Origin of the sequence: Pseudomonas sp. UBA5706, assembly GCF_002419965.1 — a bacterium.
Lineage (GTDB): Bacteria > Pseudomonadota > Gammaproteobacteria > Pseudomonadales > Pseudomonadaceae > Aquipseudomonas.
The window spans coordinates 25,753-42,678 of sequence record NZ_DIHC01000032.1 but is presented as its reverse complement, the minus strand read 5'-3'; the positions used below and the strand labels follow the sequence as shown (position 1 = coordinate 42,678).

Below are 16,926 nucleotides of genomic sequence, written 5' to 3'. Positions count from 1 at the left end.
CCGCTCCTGCGCCCTTCGGGCAGAATCAAAAGCAGTGCTCGCCGGTTTATGGGCTGGGTTGAACGAACCACCCATCTGTCCGATTCAGCCGCCTGGCGATAAACCCCAGCGTCAACGCCCGCAACGCCATGAATAACAGAAACACCACCCACACGCCGTGGTTACCGACCCCGCTGGCCAGCCAGGCGAAGGGCGCTGTGATCAGGGCGGTTACCACCATTGCATTGCGCATTTCCCGGGCGCGGGTGGCGCCGATGAACAAACCATCCAGCAGGTAGCTCCATACGGCTACCAATGGCAGCACGGCCAGATAAGGCAGGTAAATGAACGCGATGTCGCGAACCTCGGCAATGTTGGTCTGCAATTCAACGAACAAATGCCCGCCGAGCGAAAAGAAGATCGCGAACGCGACGCTGCAAATCAATGACCAGCCAGTGGCGACGTTCAATGAGCGACGCAACGCTTCACGATCCCGCGCGCCGATGGCATGGCCGCAGAGCGCTTCCACCGCGTGCGCCAAGCCGTCCAATGCGTTGGCGGTCAGTAGCAGGCCGTTGAGCAACAGGGCATTCGCGGCCACGGTGGCATCGCCCAACCGTGCGCCTTGCACCGTGATCAGGAAGAACACCGATTGCAGCACCAGGCTGCGAATGAAAATGTCGCGGTTGACCGCCAGCAGTGGCCGCCAACTGTGCCAGCGTTTGAGCGCGACCAGCACCCACTGCCCGGAGAAATCGCGCAAGCCTTTTCGGGTCAGGATCAGGCCCAGCAACGCGCCGAGCCATTCCGCGACAACCGAGGCCCGGGCACTGCCAACCACGCCCCAATCCAGCCCGAGCACGAACCAAAGATTGAGGGCGATGTTGACCAGATTGGTGGTCAGCAGAATGGCCAACGGCGCGCGAGCGTTCTGCAAGCCCAGAAACCAGCCGACCAGTGCGTAGCTTGCCAGTGCCGCAGGCAGACCGAGCAGGCGCGTGTGGAAGAAGTCCCGCGTCAGGTCATTGAGGTCTGCCGAAGGCTGCATCATTTGCAGGGCCAAGTGCTGGAACGGCAGGCCGACCAACCCCAGCAACACGGCAAATCCCAGTGCCAGCAGCAGACCCTGCAACAGCACCTGACGCAGCGCCGTGCCATCCCCACGTCCGGCTGCCTGAGCCGCGAAGCCGGTGGTACCCATGCGCAGAAAGCTCATTGCCCAGGCCAGAAAACTATATAGCGTACCGCCCACTGCCACCGCGCCCAGTTGGTGAGCGTGCGGCAGATGGCCTATCACCGAACTGTCCACCAGTGAAACCAGCGGTACTGAAATGTTCGACAGGATCATCGGTGCTGCCAGCGCCCATACCTGTCGATGAGTGACGCGCTGACGCCAGTCAGTGAGGAAGTGAGACATGAGGACTCCTGCGCAAGGGGCGGCATTGTAGCGAACAGATAGCAAGCCTGCCGCGTACTTGTGCTCCATACCAACGCGGGCTTGATTGCGCCCAGTGCGCGTACTCTGGCATGCCAGCGGTGTGCTTATGTTCTGCACAACACGCTTTTGACTCTGCCCAGGGGGCGTAGGAGCCCGGCTTGCCGGCGATCTGGCGCGTAGCGGCAGCAACATCAGCCGACGCGGTTGTGCAGGAAGACCGCGTTCAGAGGTTTTACTGCCGGTTCCCGGCAGATCGCCGGCAAGCCAGGCTCCTACGCCCTGCGGGCAGAAACGGACGGTGTGCGGTTCGTCGGTCTGCAGGCAGGAGCAGAACGCGATTTGTCGCTCTGCGGACAGAAACGGACGGTTTGTGGTCCTGCGCGGAGAAATGCCCCACATCAACCGCGCTTTTGATTCTGCCCAGAGGGCGTAGGAGCCCGGCTTGCCGGCGATCTGGCGCGTAGCGGCAGCAATATCAGCCGACGCGGTTGTGCAGGAAGACCGCGTTCAGAGGTTTTACTGCCGGTTCCCGTCAGATCGCCTGCAAGCCAGCTCCTACGCCCTGCGGGCAGAAGCAGGCAGTGTGGGGTTCGTCGCCCTGCGGGCAGAAACGGACGGTGTGCGGTTCGTCGGTCTGCAGGCAGGAGCAGAACGCGATTTGTCGGTCTGCAGGCAGAAGCAGGCGGTGTGCGGTGCGTCGCCCAGCGGGCAGAAACGGACGGTGTGCGGTTCGTCGGTCTGCAGGCAGGAGCAGAACGCGATTTGTCGCTCTGCGGGCAGAAACGGACGGTTTGTCGTCCTGCGCGGAGAAATGCCCCACATCAACCGCGCTTTTGATTCTGCCCAGAGGGCGTAGGAGCCCGGCTTGCCGGCGATCTGGCGCGTAGCGGCAGCAACATCAGCCGACGCGGTTGTGCAGGAAGACCGCGTTCAGAGGTTTTACTGCCGGTTCCCGGCAGATCGTCGGCGAGCCGGGCTCCTACGCCCTGCGGGTAGAAGCGGACAGTGTGTGGGTCATTGGTCTACAGGCAGAAGCAGACGTTGTGTAATTCTGGCCCTGCGCGCAGAAGTAGACGTTGCTCGATCCCTAGCCTGCGAACAGACGCACAAACCCATGGTCTATCTGCGCGCCGCACTTTACGAACGCGATTGCGGTGCTATAACTGCTGCTCCTCACACCACCTGCCGCTAATGAGTGCCTCATGCTTAACAAAGGACTGTTCCTGGCCTGCACGCTGTTACTGCTCAGTGCCTGTGATTCCTCTACCTCTGACAAACCCGCTCCCGCACCTGCGCAACCCGCTGCGACTCAAGCGCCAGCGTCAGATACCGCGAAACCCAAACCCGCCGTTGATATTCCTGCGCTGAGCAAGCGCTACGCCGGGCGTGAGCTGGCGGTGGTGGATGTCTCCGAAGTCCAGCTTGACGGTGCCAGCACGCTGTCTCTGAGTTTTTCCGTACCCCTGAACCCGGACCAGAAGTTCGCCGAGAAAGTGCATCTGGTGGACAGCGTCAGTGGCAAGGTCGATGGTGCATGGGAGCTGTCGGACAACCTCATGGAACTGCGCCTGCGGCATCTGGAGCCCAAGCGCAAGTTGGTCCTGACCATCGATCCGGGCCTGCTGGCCGTGAATAACAATAGCCTTGCCGCCGAATATTCCGCGCGCCTTGAGACCTCCGACCTGCATGCCACAGTCGGTTTCGCCAGTCGCGGCAGCCTGTTACCCACGCGTTTGGCCGAGGGGTTGCCGGTCATTGCGCTGAACGTCGACAAGGTCGATGTCGAATTCTTCCGCATCAAGCCCGACTCGCTGCCGGCTTTCCTCAGCTCGTGGGAAGGCTCTTCCAGCCTGCAAAGCTATGAGTCTCAGGAACTGTTGCCCATGGCCGATCTGGTCTATGGCGGTCGTTTCGACCTGAACCCTGCGCGCAACACCCGGGAAACCGTGCTTCTGCCTATCGCCGGGCTCAAGCCACTGCAACAGCCGGGCGTGTACCTGGCCGTGATGCGCGCCTCGGGCACCTACAACTATTCGCAGCCTGCGACGCTGTTCACGCTCAGCGATATCGGTCTGTCCGCGCATCGCTACGCCAACCGTCTGGACGTCTTTACCCAAGCGCTTGAAGGTGGCAAGGCGCTGGACGGCGTAGGCCTCGAACTGTATGACGACAAGGGCCGCGTGGTCGGCCAGGGCAAGACCGACAGTGCCGGTCACGCCGAACTGCCGCTGCCAGCCAAGGCTCAGGTGCTGTTGGCCCATCAAGGTGAGCAGACCAGCATGCTGCGCCTGAACAGTGCCGCGCTGGATCTTGCCGAATTCGACATCACCGGCCCACAAGCCCATCCGTTGCAATTCTTCATCTTTGGCCCTCGCGACCTGTATCGCCCCGGCGAAGTGGTGCTGCTCAACGGTCTGCTGCGTGACAGCGACGGCAAGAGCGTGAAACCTCAGCCGATCACCGTGGAAGTGCGCCGCCCGGATGATCAGGTCAGTCGCAAGTTCGTGTGGGACGCCGACGCCACGGGGCTTTACCAGTATCAACTGCAACTGTCGGACGAAGCCCCGACCGGACGCTGGCAGCTGGTGTTTGACCTGGGCGACGGCAAGCCCCAGTTATATGAATTCCAGGTCGAGGATTTCCTGCCGGAACGCATGGCTCTGGAACTCAAGGGCAGCGATACGCCACTGGCGCCTGATGCGCCGTTCGATGTTTCCATCAATGGCCGTTACCTCTACGGCGCGCCTGCTTCGGGCAATCGTCTGACCGGTCAACTCTATGTGCGCCCGCTGCGTGAAGCGGTGCCGGGGCTGCCGGGGTATCAGTTTGGATCGGTGACCGAGGAGGACCTGAAACAGGATCTTGAAATCGAAGACGGCACCCTCGACGCCAATGGCAAACTGGACCTGAGCATCGACAGCCAATGGGCCAAGGCCCGTTCGCCACTGGAGCTGGTCCTGCAAGCCAGCCTGCAGGAGTCCGGTGGTCGCCCCATAACCCGACGCCTGACGCAACCGGTATGGCCTGCCGACACGCTGCCCGGCCTGCGCGGACTGTTCGATGGCGACGCCACCGACGGCGATGGTCCGGTGGAATTCGAAGTGCTCATGGCCGACGCCCAAGGCCACAAACTGGCCGCCGACAACCTCAAGGTGCGATTGATTCGCGAGCGTCGCGATTACTACTGGAACTACTCCGACAGCGATGGCTGGAGCTACCACTACAACGAGAAATTCCTCAACCTGTCCGAAGAGACCCTCAGCGTGAAGAAGGACTCCACGGCCAAGGTCAGCTTCCCGGTGGAGTGGGGCCCGTACCGCGTGGAAGTCGAAGACCCAACCACCGGCCTCGTTAGCAGCGTGCGTTTCTGGGCCGGCTACCGCTGGCAGGACAACGCCGAAGGCGGCGCCGTGCGACCCGATCAGGTCAAGCTGGCGCTGGACAAACCGGCCTACGCCGATGGCGACACGGCCAAGGTCACCGTCACGCCGCCCTCGGCGGGCAAGGGCTATCTGTTGGTGGAGTCCAGCGAAGGTCCGCTGTGGTGGCAGGAAATCGATGTGCCGGCCGAGGGCAAGACCTTCGATGTGCCGGTGGACAAGAAATGGGCGCGCCACGACCTGTACGTCAGCGCGCTGGTGATTCGTCCGGGCGAGCGCAAGGCCAACGTCACGCCCAAACGCGCCGTCGGCGTGTTGCATCTGCCGCTGGATCGCTCGCAACGCAAACTGGCGCTGACCGTCACGGCGCCTGAGAAGATGCGTCCCAAGCAGCCGCTCAAACTCAAGGTCAACGCAAAAAACGCCGACGGTTCGATCCCGAAGAACGTGCATGTGCTGGTCGCGGCGGTGGATGTCGGAATTCTCAACATCACCGAATACGCCACGCCGGATCCGTTTACCGGCCTGTTCGGGCGCAAGCAATACGGCGCCGATCAACTGGACATTTACGGCCAGTTGATCGAAGCCGGGCGCAATCGTCTGGCGAGCCTGGCATTCGGCGGTGATGCGGCGCTGGCCAAGGGCGGCAAGCGTCCTGAAACCAGCGTCACCATCGTTGCATTGCAGAGCGCGCCGGTGACGCTGAACGATCAGGGCGATGCCGAGGTTAGTGTTGATATTCCCGACTTCAACGGCCAATTGCGGATCATGGCCCAAGCCTGGACCGACGAGCGCTATGGCATGGCCGAAGCTAAAACCGTGGTCGCCGCGCCGCTGATCGCCGAGCTGTCGGCACCGCGTTTCCTTGCCGGTGGCGACCAGACCAAAGTGGCGCTGGACCTGTCAAACCTGTCGGGCAAAGCGCAGAAGCTCAATGTGCAGGTCACCGCCCTTGGGCAACTGAGTCTGGCCGAAGGCGACGGCACAAAGGCGGTCAGCCTCAATCAGGGCCAGCGCACCACGTTGCAGATTCCGGTGAAGGCTCAGGGTGGTTTTGGTCAGGGCGTGATCCAGGTGACGGTCAACGGCCTGGATCTGCCGGGCGAGAACCTGCCTGCGTTCAGTCGTGAGTGGACCATCGGTGTGCGTCCGGCCTACCCGGCGATGCTGAGGCAGTACCGTGCGGTGCTCAAGGATCAGGCGTGGAGCCTGCCGGAAGGTGCGCTGGAGGCGTTCGAGCCTGCCGGGCGTGAGGCGCTGCTGTCAGTGTCGAGCCATCCGCCGTTGAACCTTGGCGAACAGATTCGGGCGCTGAAGGCTTATCCCTACGGATGCCTGGAACAGACCACCAGCGGTCTGTACCCGTCGCTGTATGCCGACGCCGCGGTCCTCAAGCGGCTGGGGCTGGAGGGTGAGTCCGATGCCGAGCGTAAGCGCAAAATCGAAATCGGCATCGAGCGCCTGTTGGGCATGCAGCGCTACAACGGCAGTTTCGGTCTGTGGGGCGCTGATGGCGAGGAAGAATACTGGCTGACCGCCTACGTCACCGACTTCCTGCTGCGCGCCCGTGATCAGGGTTTTGCGGTGCCGCCGGATGCCTTGAAGAAAGCCAGCGAGCGTTTGTTGCGTTACCTGCAGGAGCGCAATCAGATCGAGGTTAACTACAGCGAAAACGCCGAGCACACCCGCTTCGCCGTACAGGCTTATGCGGGTCTGGTGCTGTCGCGCAGCCAGCAGGCGCCGCTGGGTGCGCTGCGCAGCCTGTTCGAACGTCGTGCCGATGCACGCTCCGGGCTGCCGTTGGTGCAGTTGTCCATCGCCTTGGAAAAAATGGGCGACAAACCCCGTGCCGATCAAGCGTTGCTGGCGGGGCTGGCGGCGGGTCGCAAGGCCAACGACTGGCTGGCCGACTACGGCAGCCCGTTGCGCGATCAGGCGCTGATTCTGTCGCTGCTGGAGGAAAACAAACTGGCGACTGACAAGGTCGAGGAGCGTCTGTTTGCGCTGTCGGATCAGGTTGCGGCCAGCCGCTATTTGTCGACCCAGGAGCGTAACTCGCTGTTCCTCGCCGGGCGCGATTTGCTCGGCAAGCCGGAAGGCAAGTGGGCGGCGACCTTGAACAGCGGCAGCAACAATCGCGAGCTGAGCAACGATCAACCGGGCGTGAAACTCGACAGCTCCGTGCTGGCTGCGCCGCTGACCGTACAGAACACCGGCGGCGACACGTTGTATCAGCAGATGACGATTTCCGGTTATCCCTCGCAGCCTCCCGTGGCCGGTGGCGAGAACCTGGCGATTCGTCGCGAGTACCTGGGTATGGATGGCCAGGCGCTGAACCTGAACGCGTTGAAAAGTGGCGAACTGGTGCTGGTGCATCTGGAGCTCAAAGCCAAGGAGCGGGTGCCGGATGCGCTGGTGGTGGATTTGCTGCCAGCCGGGCTTGAGATCGAAAACCAGAATCTGGCGCAAAGCGCGGCCAGTCTGGAAGATGCCAGTGGCTCGGTGAAGCAGTGGCGTGAGTCGATGGAAAACGCCGGTATCAAGCATCAGGAGTTCCGCGCTGATCGTTATGTCGCGGCGGTGGATCTGCAGGGTTTCAACACCGTGCATCTGCTTTATCTGGCGCGGGCTGTGACACCGGGCACCTACCGCGTGCCGCCGCCGCAGATCGAATCGATGTACCGGCCGAACTGGCAGGCTTTGGGCGATGCGCCGGCGCAGTTGGTAGTGAAAGGGAAGAAGTAAGGGGCAGCCTATGGGGTGCGGCGGATCACGATGTTCGCCGCGTTTGCTGTGTGACGACGCACAGCGTCGTGGGATGCCTTCCCACGCGGAGCGTGGGCGTGGGAACGATCATACCGGTGGGGAGTTAGCTGCTCGTTCCCGCGCGTTGCGTGGTAACGCGGGGATGGAAGCTGCGCGTCTGCTGTTGTTACGACGCACAGCGTCGTGGGATGCATTCCCACGCGGAGCGTGGGTACGATCATGCCGGTGGGGAGTTAGCTGCTCGTTCCCGCGCGTTGCGTGGTAACGCGGGATGGAAGCTGCGCGTCTGCTGTTGTGACGACGCACAGCGTCGTGGGATGCATTCCCACGCGGAGCGTGGGAACGATCATGCCGGTGAGGAGTTAGCTGCTCGTTCCCACGCTCTGCGTGGTAACGCGGGGACGATCACGCCGGTGAGGACCTTAATGAATAATCCAGCTCAGTAACCACAATCCCAGAAACAGCCAGATAATCCCCATGATGATCGAGGCGCGCATGAAGGCGCGGATCGCCGAGTACAGCAGCATCAGCCCGATGATCAGGGCGACGATGCTGATCAGTGAGGTGTCCATGCCCAACGTGCGTGATAACCCGTCGACGAAATTGCCACCGGCATGAGTAAACATGTTGAACAACCAGCTTAACCCGTCGACGACGAAGCGAATCACGGCCCCGATTACCTGGCCGAGCCATTCGAAAACGCTTTCTACCTGCATGTCTGCTTCCTGATGAAGGGGATGAGCCGAAAAAGGCACTGTTCGCTTTGGCTACCGATGGGCGGGCCGAGTTCCCTGCAGGATAAAGGCTCTTTGGCATGAAGCGTGGATTTCTTGCGACTCGCTGCAGAGCCTGGTGGGATCGCGCTTGCTCGCGAGTCGGTGGCTCGGCGGCATCAGAGACGCCTGACGGTACGCCTTCGCGAGCAAGCTCGCTCCCACAGGTTCCCGACACGTCCCCCAGTCAGCGACAGACAGCAGGCCGTGTACTTCGATGGCTGGCGGGGGGGCTGCTGGTGTTCTGCCTGCTGCTCTGGCTCGCCGATCGCCTCTGGCCGTTACCGTTGCCCAGAGATGATCTGGCTCGCGTGGTACTGGCCGAAGATGGCACGCCCCTCTGGCGCTTTGCCGATGCCAACGGCGTGTGGCGTTATCCGGTGAGTGTGGATCAGGTGTCGCCGTATTATCTCGATGCGCTGCTGACCTACGAAGATCGCTGGTTCTATCGGCATCCCGGCGTAAACCCCATGGCGCTGCTGCGCGCCACCTGGCAGAACTTCAGCGGCGGGCATGTGGTGTCCGGGGGCAGTACCTTGTCGATGCAGGTTGCGCGTTTGCTCGATCCTCATTCGCGCACCTTGCCCGGCAAGCTGCGTCAGCTGTGGCGTACCGCCCAATTGGAGTGGCACCTGTCCAAGCAGGAGATCCTCGGCCTGTACCTCAATCGCGCACCCTTCGGTGGCACGTTGCAAGGCGTCGCGGCGGCCAGTTGGGCGTATCTGGGCAAATCCCCACAGCAACTGACCCGCGCCGATGCCGCGCTGCTTGCGGTGTTGCCCCAGGCACCAAGCCGGCTGCGCCCTGATCGCCATCCACAACGCGCTCAAATGGCTCGCGACAAGGTACTGCGCCGTCTGGCCGAATTCGGCGAGTGGCCGCAGCAGGCGGTGGACGAGGCGCTGGAGGAGCCTTTACTGCTTGCCCCGCGACAGGAGCCTAGCCTGGCGCCACTGTTGGCCCGGCGCCTGAACCGACCGGGCAGCCCACCGCTGATCCGCACCACGCTCGATGCCGGATTGCAGCGCCGTCTCGAAGACCTCTTGCTGGGCTGGCGCGCGCGCTTACCCGAGCGCACCTCGGCGGCGATTCTGGTGGTGGAGGCCGAGAACATGGCGGTTCGTGCCTACGTAGGGTCGGTGGACATCGGCGATACCAAGCGCTTTGGCCATGTCGACATGGTCAGTGCGCTGCGCTCACCGGGCTCGACCCTCAAGCCGTTTCTCTATGGCAAGGCGATGGACGCCGGGTTGATACATTCCGAATCGCTGATGCAGGATGTGCCAAGGCGTTATGGCGACTATCGGCCGGGCAACTTTTCCTCCGGCTTCAACGGTGCGGTCGCGGCCAGTTCGGCGCTGTCGATGTCGCTCAACCTGCCTGCTGTGCAGCTGCTGGAAGCCTACGGGCCAAAACGCTTCGCCGCCGAGTTGCGCAACGGCGGGGTGCCGCTGACGCTGCCGCCGCTGGCCGAGCCGAATCTGGCGCTGATTCTGGGAGGCGCGGGGAGTCGTCTGGAGGACCTGGTCGGTGGCTATAGCGCGTTTGCACGGGGCGGGCGCAGCGCCGATATTCGCCTGCAACCGCAGGACCGGTTGCGTGACCGGCCAATGATGTCGCCGGGGGCCGCCTGGATCATCCGGCGCATTCTTAGCGGCCAGTCGCGACCCGATCTGGACCCTCACGCGGAGCTGGTGCAACGGCCGGCATTGGCTTGGAAAACCGGCACCAGTTATGGATTTCGCGACGCCTGGTCGATTGGCGTCGGGCCGCGCTTCTTGATTGGCGTGTGGATAGGCCGGCCCGATGGCACGCCAGTGCCCGGACAGTTCGGCCTGGCCTCGGCAGCGCCGCTGATGCTGCAGGTGCACGACCTGCTGGTGAACCGCGATGCGCAGCGCAACATCCTGCCGCCGGTGTCCCCTGTTCCCCTGAATGTGGGGGTCGCGGCCATCTGTTGGCCGCTGGGCCAACCGCTGAGCAAGAGCGATCCCAATTGTCGGCGTCAGCGCTTTGCCTGGACGCTCGACGGCACCACGCCGCCGACCTTGCAGGCCACCGATCAGCCGTTGGGGTTGGGGCTGCTGGAGAAGGTCTGGATCAATGACAAAGGCCTGCGCGTCGGTGCCGGTTGTCCACAGTCGCAGCCCCGCGATATTGCGCTGTGGCCCGCTTCACTGGAGCCTTGGCTGCCCAAGGCCGAACGGCGCGACATGCGCCTGCCTGCCATCGATCCTGCCTGCCCGCCCCAGAGCCTGGGTCTGGCGACACCGATATCGATCGTGGGCGTGCGGGAAGGGGACCAACTGCGCTTGCCGACGGGCAGCCAGCAGCAGCTGCGTCTCAACTTTTCAGCGCTGGGGGGCTTGGGGCGGCGCTGGTGGTTCATCGATGGCGCGCCGGTCGGCGATACGGCTAATCAGGACAGTTACAGCCACAGTTTCAGCCGGCTGGGTCGCTATCAATTGAGTGTGCTGGACGAGAGTGGACAAACCGCGCGGGTGGAGTTCAGCGTGGTGGATTGAGCACGATTAAGTGCTGCGACACCAGCCCGCTGCTGCCCGAATGGCGTAGGCGCTCGGCTTGCCGGCGATGGTTCAGGGACCGGCAGTAAAACTGCACACAAGGTGCGCCTGGCACGCCGCGGTCGCAGGGCTTGGCTCCCGACGGCTTCAGGGCCCGCAGTGAGAATCCAAGACAAACAACCCGTCAATTACGACTATATAACTTTCTGACATCCCTCCGGTTTCGCCATTTCGACCCGTTCAAAACCCATTGATTTACATGAAGATCCGTCTGATTCGAGGTGTGTCGTTGCTCATTTATATAAGTGGTTAATACCAACTTACGAATTGCCTAACCCCTTTCCCAAGACTGTTATGTCGCCATGGACAACTGCTTTTCGGCCCAGCCGATAAGTCGATAAAACAATAGTTTTGGAAGGATTCTCCCCATGAAAACCCAGATGTTTGTCGCAACATCGGCACTGGCACTGGTTTTGGCGGTTAGCCTTGGCGGGTGCAGCAGCGGCGGTGGCGGTTCGAAAAGTCATGTCAATGGCTCGTCATCAACAGCGGGCACGTCGGCAGGATCTGCCAGCGGCGGATCCTCCGATGGCAGCGGCACCGGCGCAACCGGCAGTGCTGGCGGAACAGGAGGCACAGGCGATAGCGGGAACGGCGGGACCGGTGGGTCTGGAACGGGTGGCACAGGCGGTACGGACGGCGGCGTAGTCGATGGCGGAACCGGCGGCACCGGCACTGGAGGAACAGGTGGCACCGACGGCGGTGCGACTGATGGCTCCGGCGGAACCGGCGGTGGAGGAACGCCCGTGATCCGTACACGAAGCACGACGGCGCGGACTAGCGCCAACCTGGGCAATGTGTTCGGTCAGGTAGGCGACGCTGTGGTCGGTGTCGGCGATGCCGTGTCCTCGGTGCCAGTTGCCGGCAATACCGACCTGACCTCCGGTGCAGGGGGCCTGGTCTCGTCCGTCGGCGTGGCGACCAACAGCGTTAGCGACGGCCTGGTCAACGGCCTCGGCACATTGGGCGATGACAGCAACTCACTCGGTGTCACGCTTGCCAGCGTCGGCGATGCAACGGGTGACCTGGGCACCGGCGTGTCCGCGGCGGGGAGGGGTGTATCGAAATTCGCCCGCTCGTCGACCATCGAGCAAGTGCCGCTGGTTGGCACTGTAGTCAGTGGCACCGGTAATCTGGTCGATGGCGTCGGGCAGAAAGTCACCATGCTCGGTGACACCCTCAGCACCGGTACCACCTCCGGCCCGACGGGCTCGGCGACCCAGGCCCTCGGCGACAAGCTGGTGCCGGTGGTGGCGATGCTCGAGTCGACCACCAATGGCGTCGGTAGCGCCACGGGGCTGGGCCAGCCGGTGAACGGCCTGCTGCAGAACGTCAAAGGGTCGCTTAACAGCCTGGGTTCCGGCGTGCAAGACAGCGCACAAAACAATCCGGTGGCAGCAGGTCTGGGTGGCAGTCTCGCTGGGGTGGGTAATGTAGCGGGCACCGCTGGCGGTTATGTGAATGTCAACGTCGGGGCCGGCGCGGGAGGCACGCTGCCAGGCCTTCCAGGCGTGCCGGGTTTCAACGGCGGGTTGCTGGAAAACGTAGGCGGCGTGGTGGCGGCCGCCGGTTCAGGGTTGAACGCAGGTTCTGGCGGCGGCGTGCTTGGCGCGGCGGGGCTCAACGGTGTGGGCGTCGGCAACACCGTCGCCTCGCTCGGCCCGATCCTGGGGGGCAATGGTGTCGCCAACACGGCAATCGGCGCACCGATCGGCGCACTGACGAACAACGTCGGCGCAGCGCTCGCTCCGGTGGTGAGCAACGTCGCTGGCATCACACAGAACATCGGCGGCGCCACGGGCCTCGGAGCCCCGATCAATGGCCTGCTCGCGCAGACCGGCGGGGCAGTCGGCAATCTGGGCAATCAGATCGCGGCCGGCAATGGCGGTCAGGTAACGGCTGCACTGGGGGGGACGGTTTCGTCGGTGGGCAACACGTTGACCCAGGTTGGCGGGCTGGTGAACCCTAACGGCGGCACAGCGAATGGTGGCGTCGGAGGTATTCTCAACGGGGTGACAAGCGTCCTCGGTGGTGGGTTGGCCAACCGTAAGTAAGACGTGCCGGGAAGTGTAAGAACTGTCGCGAGTCTGTTTTCCGTGACGAAGTGTTCTTTCTCCAGCTTACTGCGGTAGCGGCTTTTCCTATTACGCCTACGCTTGTTTTAGACAGGGGAGTCAAATGGCCCCCTGTCTTTTTTTTGCCCGTGCGTTGTCGCTGCTATTGGCCAATGGAGGGTCCTATGCGTGCCTTAATCCCTGTCGTTATGGCCGGTTTTTGCGTCTCGCCTTTGTTCGCGAACGCTGAACCGTTGCCCGGTTTTCTCAACAGCAATGACCGAGAGCGAACACTTCGGGCACCCAACCTGCCCGCCGATGCCTACCGTCCGACAACGCCCGCGTTTCAAGTGCCGACGCCCCCTGCCCAGACCACACTGCTGATGATGAGCACCCGGGTGGGGGTGCGCAAAATCCGTATCGAAGGCGGCACCGTTTATTCGCTTGAGGAACTGGGCGCCGCCTTCCAGCCCCTCATCGGCCGTGATGCCACGCTGGCCGAATTGATCGAGGCCACGCGCGGCATTACCAAGCGGTATCAGGACGACGGCTATCTGCTGTCCTATGCTTTTTTGCCTCCCCAGGGTTTCGATCAGGGACTGGTGCGGGTGGTGTTGGTGGAAGGCTATGTACGCGATTACCGATTGGAAGGCGATGTCGGCAATGTGTCGGCCTACCTGCAAAAGCTTGCAAATAAGCTCAAGCAGGAGCGCCCGTTGACCCGCAAGACATTCGAGCGCTACACCTCGTTGATGAGCCGAGTGCCCGGAGTGACCTTGCAGGCGCAGGTCCCGCCACCGGGTACCACCGACGGCGCCACCACGCTGATCGCCCAAGCGTCGCGCAAACCGGTCACCAGTAACCTCAGTACAACCGATGACAACCGCGACGGCGTTCAGGCGCTGTTAGGTGTCAGCAGCAATGCGCAGACATCGATGGCCGAGCAACTGACCTTTAGCGGCCTGTTTCCGCCGGGCGATGACAAGGAGCATTACTACCGCCTGGATTACAGCCAGTTTCTCAACACCGAGGGCACGCAGCTGAACCTCTCGGCATCCCGTTATCGCAGTGAACCGGGGACCAACATTGCGCTGGATAACGGCCTGGAGCTCAAACGGCGGCGCGACAACGACCGTTATTCCATCGGCTTCACTCATCCGCTGATCGCTGCGCAGAACGAATGGCTGAGCGCCGGTGCGCGCTTGTACGCCGTAAACGACAAGACCCGCTATGACGTGATCGGCTTTCCACTGAGCATCCAGAGCCGCACCGATATACGCGCGCTCGCTTTTGAGGGCGACTGGCGCAAGTCGACGGACCGGCAATTGCGGATTCTCAGCGGCGGCCTGTACCGCGGCATCGACGGTATGGGCGCGAAGACCGACGACACCACCTACGATCTGGATTTCTTCCGGGCGCGGTTATCCGGGGTGCAAAGCGACAAGTTTTTCGAGCACTGGCAGGGGGTGTTTTCGGCGGCGTTGTACTGGAGCAACGACACCTTGCCAGACAGCGAACGAGCACAGTTCGGCGGGCAGAATTTCGGCCGTGGCTATCCGACCGATCAGGCGTCGGGTGACAAGGGTTGGGGCGTGGCATACGAGGTCAACTACAGCTTCATGCACGACGGCAACTGGGTGAAAGTGCTGCAGCCATACGTCGTGTTTGACGCGGCGCGTACCTGGTTCAACGAGCTTGCGGTCAGGGATTCGAAATTGTCCTCCTCGGCGCTGGGATTGCGCTTGGGTGATGCGCGTTATTACAACATTGCTCTGGAGGCTGCAAAGCCCATGTCCGACGTGGGCCTGGACAGCTTCAACCGCAATCCGCGTTTTACCTTGAGTTTCAGCTATCAGCTATAGCGTAAGTACGCAAACGCCTGTCGCGTACGGCTAGGCCGTGGCAGCTGTTTTGCTGGCATTAACACGGGTGGGCAGGATTGCTTTGGAGGCAGGTGAGGGTAGTTGAGCGTTATGGGCTTGGACCGCACGTGGGGTGAGCTTGCCTATGGGCTTATGGCCCGACCTGATAAACCTTCGGTTGCGCGAACAGCTTATTGAGCGTTTCCACCAGGCGCACGTGATAGATAGGTTTACGAAACAGATCCAGCACCTGAAGGCGCAACAGGTCGCTGACGTCTTCCATGTCCGCATGGCCCGAGGTAACGATCACGGGAAGGTGCTGGCGCGAGGGATGCTCGCGCAGACGCTTGATCAACGAGATGCCGCTCTGCTCCGGCATCCGCAAGTCGGTAATGACCAATGCAATGTCCGGGTGCAAGGCCAGTTGCTTGAGCGCCTCTTTGACCGATGACGCAGTGAAGCAGCAAAAGCCTTCGCCTTCCAGCAACTCTGCCAGCTCTTCATTGGCGTCCTCTTCGTCGTCAACGAGTAATAACTGTTGGCGTGTTGAGTGGACACGCATGTTGATTCACCTACCGAAATTGACGTTCACGGACCATCACGATGGATCAGCAGAGTTTGTCGTCAGGTCATTCACAACGCCGAGGACAGCGATGTAAACATCGCGGTGATTTTATTTCCGATCGGCGTTATGAACGCCGCGATGACAACGGCCACCATGGCGACCACGATTGCATACTCGATCCCGGACGCCGCTTCCTCATCCTTAACGAACTTACGCAGCAATGCAGAAAAATACATAAGGGACATCTGACTTCTCCTCGGCGCACAAGGCGCATATCTACACGCATACAGCGTCATAACAATCCTTCGTGGTTACAGCATTGCCGCCAAACGCATACACCACAATCACAAGAAAGCATTAATCACAAAGTAATAAAAGCGAATGGCAACCTCTCGGTAGTTAAGTCCCCTCGAATGAATACCGCAGTAGGAAATTTCCTACTGCTAATGGCTTTTTGAATGACTTCGGCTACCTTCATAAAGCGATAGGGATCAATGTTCACAGCCAACTGATTAAGCGATCTGTGCTGTTACTTTTAAGTTGGAGTTGGGCATGGGGGGCCGTTATGAGCAGTCGCGTTACAAAGGGGCTGGCTGTACTCTTTTTACTGGGTGCGTTGTTTGCCGGGTATTGGGGACTGGTGTTGAGCCGTCAGCCCGTCCCCGTTGCGCAGGCTCCGGTTGCCCAGAGTGTCGCGCCTGTCCCGGCTCCGGTGATCGAGGAAAAGCCCGCGCAAGATCTCACTCGCCAGCCCGTACTGGTGCTGGCCAATGACATTCCCGCCTATCAAGCCATCAAGGCCGAGGACCTGATCGTCGAGCGGCTCAAGGTAGCCCCTGCCGGCAGCTTCAGCAAACCTGAAGAGGCGGTAGGCCGTATGCCGTGGCGACCCCTTTCAGCCGGCACGTGGCTGACCGAAAGCAGCTTCGAGGCGGGGGGCGCGCTGGCGCGCATGATCCGTCCCGGCGAACGAGCCCTGGCACTGGGCATCGACGAGATCATCGGCGCCGGCGGCCAGTTGAGCCCCGGCGATTACGTCGATGTCCTGCTCTATATTCCGCCCGAGCAACCCAGCACCGACCGCAGTGCGCAGACCGTCGCTGCCGCACTGCGCGTGCTCAGCGTCGGTGCACTCACAGGCCCCGTAAATGAGGGCCAGGACGATCAGGGCGTGAGTCGCGACGACCGCGCGCAGCAACAAAAACTCAAGGCCAACGCCCGTAGCGTGGTGGTCGCTGTCCCGGAAAAACTGCTCAGCCGGTTAACGCTGGCCTCGCAGGCCGGCCTTCTGCGGCTGGCCGTGCGCAGTGCCGACGAGAGGAACCTTGAGCGGTACTGGGCGGGTGACAGTGACATTGCCCTGCAGGCGGACACCGCCAATCGCAACATCATTCACTTCGATCAACTGAACATGCAGGCGAACGCTACCTCACGTGCCAGCGGTGCGGCGCCTCGCGGGCCTAAACCGGTGGAAGTCATCCGTGGCAACCAAATGACCCAGCAAACACCCTGATTCGAGCAAGG

At 61.9% G+C, this 16,926-nt stretch carries 8 protein-coding genes and 1 pseudogene; 5 read left to right on the top strand and 4 right to left on the bottom strand.

The genetic code is table 11. The features are described from left to right. Positions 1–46: 46 nt before the first annotated feature. Entirely contained in the window at positions 47–1,396 is a 1,350-nt protein-coding gene (locus tag B3I26_RS15070; RefSeq protein WP_296258681.1) for an MATE family efflux transporter, read from the bottom strand. A 1,223-nt stretch (positions 1,397–2,619) separates the two neighbouring features. On the opposite strand from B3I26_RS15070, the gene B3I26_RS15065 reads away from it, so the two are divergent. Next, positions 2,620–7,542: an alpha-2-macroglobulin family protein gene (locus B3I26_RS15065; protein ID WP_296258680.1), complete on the top strand. Its 4,923-nt coding sequence runs from the start codon at positions 2,620–2,622 to the stop codon at positions 7,540–7,542. Between the two features lie 443 nt (positions 7,543–7,985). Here the strand turns inward: B3I26_RS15065 and B3I26_RS15060 are convergent, their stop codons facing one another. Then, complete coding sequence (locus B3I26_RS15060) at positions 7,986–8,279, bottom strand: hypothetical protein (protein ID WP_092407437.1); 294 nt, start codon at positions 8,277–8,279, stop codon at positions 7,986–7,988. A gap of 269 nt (positions 8,280–8,548) precedes the next feature. Between B3I26_RS15060 and pbpC the strand changes: the two are divergent. The 3 genes and pseudogenes from pbpC to B3I26_RS15045 form a co-directional block, all read left to right on the top strand. Beyond that, a pseudogene (gene pbpC / locus B3I26_RS15055) lies at positions 8,549–10,861 on the top strand (peptidoglycan glycosyltransferase PbpC); the annotation flags it as partial. A 428-nt stretch (positions 10,862–11,289) separates the two neighbouring features. Continuing rightward, entirely contained in the window at positions 11,290–12,975 is a 1,686-nt protein-coding gene (locus B3I26_RS15050) for a collagen-like triple helix repeat-containing protein (RefSeq protein ID WP_296258679.1), read from the top strand. Between the two features lie 185 nt (positions 12,976–13,160). After that, positions 13,161–14,837, top strand: coding sequence for a ShlB/FhaC/HecB family hemolysin secretion/activation protein (locus tag B3I26_RS15045; RefSeq protein ID WP_296258678.1), 1,677 nt, complete (start codon positions 13,161–13,163; stop codon positions 14,835–14,837). Between the two features lie 151 nt (positions 14,838–14,988). Here the strand turns inward: B3I26_RS15045 and B3I26_RS15040 are convergent, their stop codons facing one another. After that, on the bottom strand, positions 14,989–15,399 hold the full coding sequence (locus B3I26_RS15040) for a response regulator (protein WP_296258677.1): 411 nt from the start codon (positions 15,397–15,399) through the stop codon (positions 14,989–14,991). A gap of 71 nt (positions 15,400–15,470) precedes the next feature. Continuing rightward, on the bottom strand, positions 15,471–15,647 hold the full coding sequence (locus B3I26_RS15035) for a Flp family type IVb pilin (protein ID WP_296258675.1): 177 nt from the start codon (positions 15,645–15,647) through the stop codon (positions 15,471–15,473). A gap of 320 nt (positions 15,648–15,967) precedes the next feature. Here B3I26_RS15035 and cpaB point away from each other — a divergent pair, with 320 nt between their 5' ends. After that, entirely contained in the window at positions 15,968–16,915 is a 948-nt protein-coding gene (gene cpaB, locus B3I26_RS15030; protein ID WP_296258673.1) for a Flp pilus assembly protein CpaB, read from the top strand. Positions 16,916–16,926 lie beyond the last annotated feature (11 nt).

What these genes read in the sequence shown, in the direction of transcription:
- B3I26_RS15065 (WP_296258680.1), top strand. Translation starts at nt 2,620, where the DNA reads ATGCTTAACAAAGGACTGTTCCTGGCCTGCACGCTGTTACTGCTCAGT.
- B3I26_RS15050 (WP_296258679.1), top strand. Translation starts at nt 11,290, where the DNA reads ATGAAAACCCAGATGTTTGTCGCAACATCGGCACTGGCACTGGTTTTG.
- B3I26_RS15070 (WP_296258681.1), bottom strand. Translation starts at nt 1,396, where the DNA reads ATGTCTCACTTCCTCACTGACTGGCGTCAGCGCGTCACTCATCGACAG.
- B3I26_RS15060 (WP_092407437.1), bottom strand. Translation starts at nt 8,279, where the DNA reads ATGCAGGTAGAAAGCGTTTTCGAATGGCTCGGCCAGGTAATCGGGGCC.
- cpaB (WP_296258673.1), top strand. Translation starts at nt 15,968, where the DNA reads ATGAGCAGTCGCGTTACAAAGGGGCTGGCTGTACTCTTTTTACTGGGT.
- B3I26_RS15045 (WP_296258678.1), top strand. Translation starts at nt 13,161, where the DNA reads ATGCGTGCCTTAATCCCTGTCGTTATGGCCGGTTTTTGCGTCTCGCCT.
- B3I26_RS15040 (WP_296258677.1), bottom strand. Translation starts at nt 15,399, where the DNA reads ATGCGTGTCCACTCAACACGCCAACAGTTATTACTCGTTGACGACGAA.
- B3I26_RS15035 (WP_296258675.1), bottom strand. Translation starts at nt 15,647, where the DNA reads ATGTCCCTTATGTATTTTTCTGCATTGCTGCGTAAGTTCGTTAAGGAT.